Consider the following 10,455-nt stretch of genomic DNA (forward strand, 5'->3'; position numbering starts at 1 on the left):
CATATATATGATTATTTTGTTGTATCTGTACTAATTGGTTTTTCCCATTATATTGATAGACTGTATCAGCATAAATGAGCTGACAAGATAACAGTCCTAAAGTAAGTAGTATTTTATTCATGTTAAGCCTTTGATTTAGATAACGTTAAGTGAAAAAATAAATAGATTGAACTCTTAATTTTTATTAACTACACACAACCTTGTCAACATTACATATTAGGTTCGACGGTGCAAACATATTGAACTGTTGAGTATTGAGGATTGCCAGCTTTTAATTCACAGAACACCGCAACTGGGGAATTTTTTGGTGTGATAGGGTGCGCTATAAGGAGGTTGTCTATCACTGCGCCAATTGTTACTTTGGGCGACATAATACTTCCACTAACATCCGCCAAATCACATTCAATATTTTGAGACTCTTCTGGTAATTGGCGATATGCTAATGAAAGTGCTCCTCCTGGCGCAATAAAACCTTCAAATTTATCAAAGCCAATCGGTGCTTGTATATAACGTTGGTATTCATCATAGAAATAAGAGTCAGCCTTTTTAATAGTTACAGTTAATTTGTCATCGCTTAGATTTGCAGACAAGTGCTGTTGCTGTGCTTTATTGGGATGAATCTTTGTTGGTCCAACAGCTGGATCATCATAGGTAAAAGAATAGCTATCTTGAGCGTCTTTAGATTTGACTGATAAAACAAACCCAACACCCTTTAAAAAGCCTCGATTGCCCATCGTGATCGAAAAAGACTTACCTTTTTGTAAAGTTTGATCTTTATTTAAAGTATGTTCAAACTTGCTAAAGCTATTACGATCTTGTTTTAACTCATCAAGGGTTAAGTCTTCACCGGTAGCATTGATAACAGTAACCCGTCGATCTCTACTAGAATTTAAGACAGACAGCTGATTGTTGGTTGTACTTGAAACAGTAAAAGCATTAAATTGTTCCACATAATCGTCGTCGCTTATTTTGTTACCATCTGGGTTATAGTTTTTGAAGCTAATTAACAGCATTTTCTCGTTAGCATATCGATCCCAATAAGTGTCACTAGTTTGGATAAAGTATGGGGAATAGCTTGCAGGTGCATTAAATACTTCCTGCCCGCTATCTGTCACATCATCAAAGCTATTATCAATACAGTTGCTTTGATGCCCCACTCCACAGTGCTTAATCATATCATGATCAAAAGTGCTAGGTATGTTAATTAGTTTTATATAGCTGTAGTTAGCATTTTGGTTGTGCAGTGCTATCCTGATTTTTCCAAAATCACTCATTCTGCAATTTGCTAAATTGTAATTTGCGGTATTGTTAATAATCTCAATGCTTGCTGCTTTCTCTGGATAATCAGCATAAGCTGAGCAAGATACTCCAAGAAGTAATAAAACTGTACTTTTTGACCAACGCATAAATATAACCCCATATTAAATAATTTTATAACTAATCAATCTGGCAATACACAAGCTAAAACAACATATAGACGCTAAATAGCAAAGCGCTAATAAATAGTAGCTAGCCCATATATACTTTATGTCTGTCCTACCTTTATATAACCAGTTTCAGAAAATTATATTAGCAGGTGAAAAACAATCAGTTCTTAATAAAATCTGTTGTTTTTATGATTTATATCTTGTCTAGAAAATATTACCGAAATAGCGAGCGCTATACGTTTGAGAAAAGTTGCTAGAAAATAAATTGGCGACGAAAGTCAATTATATTACTTGTATTCAATGACTTAAGCTGACGTGTTTGTTTTAACCTTTAGGGGTTAAAATATATTTCTCTTTAAGCTCTTGTTTTAATATTTTACCTACTGGATTCTTAGGTAACTCATCCAAGAACATAATGTCTTTTGGTGTTTTGTAATGGGCAAGACGCGTATAGCAGAACTCGGTAATTTCTTTGCCAGTAATAGATTGGTTATCCTCAAGCACCACAAAGGCAAACGGTTTCTCACCACTTGAGTGTGATGGTGCGCCGACAACGGCAACATCTTTGACTGCAGAGATTTGCAAAATGGTATTTTCAATTTCTTTTGGAAAGACGTTAAACCCTGAGACGATGAGCATGTTTTTCGAGCGCCCTGAAATTGTTAAGCGTCCCATATCATCCAAGAATCCAATGTCTCCTGTTTTAAGCCAGCCATCACCGGTGAAGTGCTCTTTGGTCACTTTGTCTAAATGCCAAAAGCCTGGAGATTGTTGCGGACCCTTGACCCAGATCTCACCATTCTCATTGGCAGGTAAATCATTGCCGTCATCGTCACGAATGGATATATCTGTACTAGGTAGAGGATAACCTACGGTGCCATTAAATACATCATCATCAAAACGATTAATGGTAACGGCAGGTGACATCTCAGATAGGCCATATGCCTCGTGAATGGTCACGCCTGTTACTGCTTTCCAATCATCCGCAATGCGTTTAACTGTCGACATGCCGCCACTTAATGTATATTTGAAATGTGGGAATGTCGATTGGCGGAATGTGTCATTGTGTAAAAGGGCAGCATATAAAGTGTTAATACTATTAAAGATAGTAAATGGCGTTTTTTGCATAGTCTTGACCAGAGACTTAATGTCACGTGGATTAGGAATAAGTACATGCTTAGAGCCAGCAAGGTAGAAGGTGAAAAAATTAGCCGTTAATGCAAAGATATGATATAGCGGTAATGCGCCAATAAGGATTTGTTTATCTAGCTCAACTTGTTTACCAATCCAAAGCCACACTTGTTGAATGTTAGCAACAATATTGCGATGTAATAATATGGTGCCCTTCGGCTTGCCAGTGGTGCCACTTGAGTATTGTAAGCATGCCATGTCATCACAAGAGATGGTGACACTCTGTTCATCAAATGCAAGGTGGTAATTAAGTGCTGTACTTAGCTTGTGGAATTGTGAACGGTCATGTTTGCTTTTCATGCCTTTTAAATGGGTTGCGACAAAATGAATAATTTGTTTTTTAGGAAAGTCATAAAGATCGACAAGATCCGTTGTAATCATGTGTTTAACATGTGGCAAATCTTTTTTTGCTTCTTGCACTAAATGAGCAAATGTGCTTAGTACAAAAATACCGGTGGCACCCGAGTCCTCCATGATTTCTTTGATCTCATGCGCGGTATATAGTGGATTGATGTTAACGAAGCTTGCGCCTATTTTGAGAATGCTGATAAGCACAATTGGGAATTGCAGTAAGTTTGGTAGCATAATTGCGATCTTATCACCTTGCTTAAAGCCCAACTCATAATGCAGGAATGCAGCAACTTTGTTACTGTAATGATCGACTTGTTCGTAGGTCATATCATGATCATGACAAGAAAGTGCCACGTTTTTGGGGAACTTCAATGCAGCTTGTTTTAGCATTGATGTTAATGTTTCCGTTGAAGTTGGAATTTCGCTAGGTACGCCATTTGGGTAGTGTTTAATCCATGGTTTTTCTGACATAGTGTCTTCTCTCCGTTTTTTCATAAAATCAAAAAAGCAAAAATAACAAAGCTAAAAAAGTAAATATACCAAAAATAAGCTTAGCCACATTCTAGACGTCTACCTTACGTTTTGTAAATAAATTCACTGCGAATTGCTTTAATTATGTTGCTTTGCAATATTTTTTGCATGATTTAGGGAATATTTTGGTTGGTGTTGCTTAATTTTTTACAAAATCACTGTTATATTGCTAAAGAAATGAAAGGGATCAATAAGTTTAGGGATAACTTTGTAGCATCATGAAAAACGTCACCGTTAGGACTGTTTGCGGCAAAGGTTAGCTAACATTGATCTTTAGAATACTGGATTAAGTAAGTTAAGAGTAAGGAAATGCGGATGATCAAGAAAATCTATAAATCAAGTAAAAAGTCCATGCCACCTATTTCGGTAACTGAGCAAGTAGCATTAGATGCGGGAGATTGTTGGTATGAAAAGCAAGTCTTCCAAGGTTTACCAGACTTTGATGAGTTGCATCGTTTGCAGAAGTTTCAATTAAATGATGAAGAGCTAGAGTTTTTAGATAATGAGACTAATACGCTTTGCTCAATGATTGATGACTGGCAAGTGACACATGTTGATCGTGATCTACCGGTTGCTGTATGGGATTTTATTCGTGAAAAAGGTTTTTTTGGATTGGTCATTCGCAAGGAATATGGTGGTAAAGGATTTTCGGCTGCCGCGCATTCTGAGATTGTGATGAAGATTGCAACCAAAAGTGTTTCAGCTGCAGTGACGGTGATGGTGCCTAACTCATTAGGTCCTGGTGAGTTATTACACCACTATGGCACGGATGAGCAAAAAGATATGTTCTTGCCAAAATTAGCAGCAGGTATTGATATACCATGTTTTGCATTAACTGGTCCCACGGCAGGCTCGGATGCCACTTCTTTACCGGATAAGGGCATTGTTTGCAAAGGTGAGTATAATGGGCGTGAAGTTTTGGGTATACGCTTAGAGAATATCAATAAGCGTTATATTACCTTAGCACCGATTGCTACCTTAGTTGGCTTGGCATTTCAGTTACATGACCCTGATCAATTATTAGGAGACGCAGGTAAAGAGGGCATTACTTGTGCGTTATTGCCGCATGATCACCCAGGGCTTGAAATTGGTAATCGTGCTTATCCGTTATCACAAGCCTTTATGAATGGTACCATTCGTGGCAAAGATTTGTTTATCCCAATAGATTGGATTATTGGTGGGCAAAAAATGGCAGGAGAAGGCTGGCGTATGCTGGTTGAGTGCTTATCAATTGGACGTGCGATATCATTACCTGCATGTGGCACGGCTAATACGTTATTATCAAGTGTTGCAACATCTGCATACAGTATGGTCAGAGAGCAGTTTAAATCACCAATTGGTTACTTTGAAGGTGTTGAAGAGAAAATTGCGCAAATGGGCGGTCTTGCCTATCTTGCCAATGCCACAAGGCAGTTTACCGTCGCAGCAGTTGATGCGGGTATTAAGCCCTCAGTAGCATCGGCTATTTCTAAATACCATTTAACTGAAATGGGTAGAGATGTGCTTAATAATGCAATGGACATTCATGCCGGACGTGCCGTCATTATGGGCCCCAACAATTATTTAGCGCGCGGTTATCAAGCGACACCTGTTGGCATTACCGTTGAGGGCGCTAATATCATGACGCGTAATTTGATGATCTTTGGACAGGGGGCAATGCGTTGTCATCCATATGTGCGTGATGAGTCTGAAAGCTTAATGAATAAAGATGAGAAAGAAGGCTTTGAGCAATTCTCAAAACTGATGAAAAAGCACATCAGTTATATGGTTAAAAATACAGCGCGCACCTTCTGGTATGGCGTTACCTGTGGTGCAACAGCAAAAGGGTATTCATCTAAGTTCAATAAATATTACAAGCGCATTACCCGTTTGAGTACAGTATATGCCTGTGTCAATGATATCGCACTGGTGAGTTTAGGTGGTGCACTTAAGCGTAAAGAGCGTTTATCGGCACGTTTGGGTGATGTGATGAGTTACTTATATATGGCGTGTGCGGTATTGAAATATTATAAAGATAATGGCGAGGTCGCTGCTGATGATGTGTTTGTTAGCTGGAGCTTGCAGCATTGTCTATATGAAGCGCAAAATGCGTTATATGAAATTTTTGCCAACTTTCCAAATAAGGCGCTGGCAGGTACATTGCGTTTTATGGCGTTTCCTTATGGTAAGCCATTTAAAAAGCCAGATGACCGTTTGGATCATAAGTTAGCGCAAGCGTTATTGAAAGATGAGAAAACACGTCAGCGCATGAAATCGATGTGTTATGTACCTGAGGATGACAAGGATCCAGTGGGGCGCGTTGAGATTGCTTATCAAGCAGTACTTGCCGCAATTCCTGTGCAAAAGAAAATCAAAGAGGCGATTAAAGCCGGCACAATACCAAAAGCTAGTTGGGCAAATTCGATTGATAAGGCGCGTCAGCATAATGTCATTAGTGATGATGAGGTGACTTTGCTTAAAGATGTGATGAAGCGTGTTAATGATGTGATTCAAACGGATGAGTTTTCACCTTATGCCTTGGGGCCTAAAAATGCGCACCCAGAGTGGCGTGAAGCCTATGAGGCAATGCATAAGATGTCTGAAAAAGGTGAAAAAATAAAGACAACAGCTGAGAGCATATAAATGGAGTAACGCATTTTAGAGAAACTGTGATTTCATAAACACCCCGTCAGCCTGTGTCTGCACCCCTTTTTGCAAGAGAGGTGACGAGCTTGCGAGGCGGGATGTTGAAATAGAGAAAGTGCGTAATTCCAATGAGTAAGAAATAAGAAAGTCAAAATAAGGAGACCTTTTAGATGAGTGAACTGGAGCAACTAAGTAAGTTAGAGCAGAAGTTTAACGAAATGGTGCAAGCGGTACGCGATGCAACCATTGATTTTAAGCCTGATAATAACCAAAAACTAAAGTTATATGCTTTTTATAAGCAAGCAACGGTTGGTGATGTTGAAGGTAAATGCCCATCGGTTTTAAAAATGGTCGAACGTGCTAAATGGATGGCATGGGACTCTATTAAAGGTCAATCAAAAGATCAGGCAATGCGTGGTTATTTGGCAGTTTTTGGACATGAGTTTGTTGAATCTGAAGCACCTAAGTTGTCAGCTGATATTCAAGCGGCGGTTAAGCCTGAACCCTCTAAACGCCAACATGTAGGCATTGAGAAAGTTGCAGTCCTTGGCGCTGGTGTGATGGGTGCGCAAATTGCCGCACACTTTGCTAATGCGCGCATCCCTGTAGTACTTTTTGACTTAAAGGCTAAAGAAGGTGCGCCAAATGCGTTAATTGATGGCGCGTTAAAAAAGCTTACTAAACTCAATCCGAAACCTTTTGGTTCAGCACAAGCGATCAATTATATTACTGCAGCGAATTATGAAGATAATCTTGAGCTATTAAAAGACTGTGATTTGATTATTGAGGCGATTGCTGAGCGTATGGATTGGAAAAAAGACCTGTATCACAACATCGCACCACACGTGGCAAAACACGCGATTATCGCATCTAATACCTCAGGTTTAAGCATTGAGTCATTAACTGAAAGTTTGCCAACGCATTTACATGCACATTTCTGTGGCGTACATTTCTTTAATCCACCACGTTATATGCCTTTGGTTGAACTTATCGCACATGGTGGGACTAAGCCAGAGGTGTTGGATCAGTTGGAAACCTTTTTGGTGCAAAAATTGGGTAAAAGCATTATTCGCGCCAAAGATACACCAAACTTTATTGCCAATCGCTTGGGTGTTTTCTCAATGTTGGCAACATGCTATTACACCGAGAAGTTTAATATTCCATTGGAAGTTGTCGATGGCTTAACAGGTAAGAAGCTTGGACGCGCTAAGAGTGCAACCTATCGCACGGCAGATGTGGTTGGCTTGGATACTTTCGCCCATGTTGTTGATACGATGAAAAACTCGCTCACAGATGGCTGGGAGAAAGTCTATCAATTACCCAATTGGATCCACGCATTGATCGAACAGGGTGCCTTTGGACAAAAGACAAAAAAAGGTCTTTATGTTAAAGAAAAAGATGGACTTAAAGTGCTTGATCTGCAAAGCCAAACATATCGATTATCTGATCAGAAACCTGATAAAGCAGTCACTGAAATCCTAAGTGAAAAAGACTGGTCAGTGAAGTTGGAAAAATTAAAAAACATGGATCATCCGCAAGCACAATTTTTATGGTCGTGCTTTAGAGATAGCTTCCACTATGCAGCATGTTTAGTTGGTGATATTTCTAATTATCCAAAAGATATGGATTTAGCGATTCGTTGGGGCTTTGGCTGGAAAGAAGGCATTTTTGAAACATGGCAACAAGCTGGTTGGCAGCAAGTAGCAAGCTGGATTGATGAAGATATCAAAGCCGGAAAAACGCTTTCAAGTAAGGCGCTTCCTCAATGGGTATATGCGCTTAAAGAAGGTGTTTATGGTGATAATAAATCTTTCAGTTTCACTGATAATGCACTGGTTACTCGTCAAGAATTACCTGTGTACAAACGCCAACTACACAAAGATTATGTGTTAGGTGAGCATAGCACAATGCCAAGTGTAACCTTGTATGAAAATGAAGGTGTGTGCTTATGGAGTGTTGATGATGAAATCGGTATTTTAAGCTTTAAGAGCAAGATGTGTTCCATTGGTGATGCGGTATTAGCAGGTATCTCTGAGGCGATTAAGATCGCTGAAAGCAAACTTAAAGGGATGGTTATCTGGCAGGAGCAGGATATTTTCTCTGCAGGCGCGAATCTTGAAGAGTTTGGTTTTAAATTCATGATGCATGGTAAAGAAGCTGTTTATGATGTCATTCAAAAAGGACATCAAGTGATCACGCAAGAGCTTCGTTATAGCAAAATCCCTGTGGTTGCAGCAGTTAAAGGCTTTGCCTTTGGTGGAGGTTGTGAAACATTGATGCATTGTGATGCGGTGGTTGCCGCACACGAGAGTTATATCGGTCTTGTTGAAGCGGGTGTTGGTATTATCCCTGGTTGGGGTGGTTCAAAAGAGATGGCAAAACGCGCCTCGACTGCCCAAGACCCATGGAAAGACTTTGAAAAGCGCTATAAGAACTTAGCAATGGCGCAAGTGGCAACAAGCGCGTATGAAGCCATTGAGATGGGCTTTTTGCGTGAGAGTGATACCGTGGTGATGAATAGTAAAGAAATCCTAAGTGTTGCAATCGAAAAAGCACGATTCTTAGCATACTCTAGTTATCAACCACCATTAAAGCAAAAAATCAAAGTCTTTGGTGAGGCTGGTATTGCGACCGTTAAAGGACTTTTGGTTAATATGCGTGATGGCAATCAAATCTCAGCACATGACTACAAAATCGCGACAAATTTAGCGGATGCCATGTGTGGCGGCGAGATTGAGAAAGATACCTATGTTTCAGAAGATTGGCTACTAAAGCGCGAACTTGAGAACTTTGTTGAATTGGCGCTTTCTGAGAAAAGTGCGGCAAGAATGCAGCATATGTTAGAAACGGGTAAACCATTGAGAAATTAATAAGGAGTTTATAGAAAATGACTGAACAAGCGGTATATATTGTTGCAGCGAAAAGATCAGCTGTTACTAAGGGCAAGCGTGGTGGTTTTGCCAAGAAGCGTCCGGATGATTTATTAGCGGATATTTTAAAAGAAACCGTTAAAGAATCAGGTGTAAACCCTGAGGACATCGGTGATATCGTCATAGGCTGCGCCATGCCTGAAGGTGAGCAAGGCATGAATGTCGCGCGTATCTCAACACTTTTGGCAGGGTTGCCTGATTCGGTACCTGCTTTTACCATTAATCGCTATTGCAGCTCAGGGTTGCAATCGATTGCTATTGCCGCCAATGAAATTGCTAAAGGTAATATGGATGTGGCAGTTGCTGGTGGGATTGAGTCAATGAGTATGATTCCATTTGGTGGGCATAACATCTCATTTAGTAGTGAGATTTTTACTAAAGATGAAAATGTCGCGATTGCTTATGGCATGGGAATTACTGCGGAGAACGTTGCCAAAGATTGGAATATCACACGCCAAATGCAGGATGAATTTTCATTAAAGAGTCATCAAAAAGCAACGCATGCGATCGAACATGGCTATTTCAATGATGAAATCATCCCCGTTAAGGTACATCATCGTAAGCCGGACGAGGCGAAGGCTAAGATTGTTGACAATGAAAAAACGATTACAATCGATGAAGGTGCGCGTAAAGATACATCGATTGAGGCGCTAGCTAAACTTAAACCTGTGTTTGCAACGGGTGGTTCAGTTACTGCGGGTAATAGCTCACAAGTGTCTGATGGTGCAGGTGCTGTAGTATTAGTCAGTGAGTCTTATTTGAAAAAACATAATCTGACACCTCTTGGGAAATTCTTAGGATTTGCAGTTGCCGGTGTGCCAGCGCGCATTATGGGGATTGGTCCGATTAAGGCGATTCCAAAAGTGCTTGAGCAAACCAATTTAAAACTAGAAGATATCGATTGGTTTGAGTTAAACGAGGCGTTTGCCGCACAATCCTTAGCGGTGATTAATGAATTAAAGCTTGATGAGACTAAAGTAAACCCTTGTGGAGGTGCAATTGCTTTAGGGCACCCGTTAGGTGCGACAGGGACAGTGTTGACAGTTAAAGCATTGCATGGTTTAAGAAGAACCGGTAAAAAATACGGTATGGTCACCATGTGTATTGGCACAGGTATGGGGGCAGCGGGCATTATTGAGGCGTGTTAAGAAAAGGGAAACACTTTTATATGTCCTAGATTATTTGGAGTGGCCTGAAGGCATCCTTTTAAATTCGGTCACACCTTGCTTTATATATTCATTAGCTTTTTTCCTTCAAAATTTCATGGAATCTATGGCAGTTATATACCACTCACAAACCATTTTACAGTATTACTGGCATTGGATTTTCTGCACTTTTGAGCAATTCTATTTTGCCAATAGTCCTAGCTATTGCCTGCAATACAATTGCTCAAAAGACTC

At 40.0% G+C, this 10,455-nt stretch carries 5 protein-coding genes; 3 read left to right on the top strand and 2 right to left on the bottom strand.

Going from position 1 to position 10,455, the window contains the following annotated elements; genetic code table 11:
• Positions 1–209 precede the first annotated feature (209 nt).
• On the bottom strand, positions 210–1,274 hold the full coding sequence (locus ACY10D_RS11970) for a hypothetical protein (protein ID WP_487000953.1): 1,065 nt from the start codon (positions 1,272–1,274) through the stop codon (positions 210–212).
• Positions 1,275–1,751: 477 nt separating this feature from the next.
• Positions 1,752–3,440, bottom strand: coding sequence for an AMP-binding protein (locus tag ACY10D_RS11975; RefSeq protein ID WP_487000954.1), 1,689 nt, complete (start codon positions 3,438–3,440; stop codon positions 1,752–1,754).
• 375 nt (positions 3,441–3,815) lie between these two features.
• On the opposite strand from ACY10D_RS11975, the gene ACY10D_RS11980 reads away from it, so the two are divergent.
• The 3 genes from ACY10D_RS11980 (at position 3,816) to ACY10D_RS11990 (ending at position 10,203) form a co-directional block, all read left to right on the top strand.
• The gene (locus tag ACY10D_RS11980) at positions 3,816–6,122 is read left to right on the top strand and encodes an acyl-CoA dehydrogenase (RefSeq protein WP_487000955.1); all 2,307 of its coding nucleotides are present in this window, start codon (positions 3,816–3,818) and stop codon (positions 6,120–6,122) included.
• Positions 6,123–6,295: 173 nt separating this feature from the next.
• Complete coding sequence (locus ACY10D_RS11985; protein WP_487000956.1) at positions 6,296–8,995, top strand: acyl-CoA-binding protein; 2,700 nt, start codon at positions 6,296–6,298, stop codon at positions 8,993–8,995.
• Between the two features lie 17 nt (positions 8,996–9,012).
• A complete protein-coding gene (locus ACY10D_RS11990) occupies positions 9,013–10,203 on the top strand; it encodes an acetyl-CoA C-acyltransferase (RefSeq protein WP_487000957.1) in 1,191 nt (396 codons plus the stop codon).
• The last annotated feature ends 252 nt before the right edge of the window (positions 10,204–10,455 follow it).

It is taken from the genome of Cysteiniphilum sp., assembly GCF_057495195.1.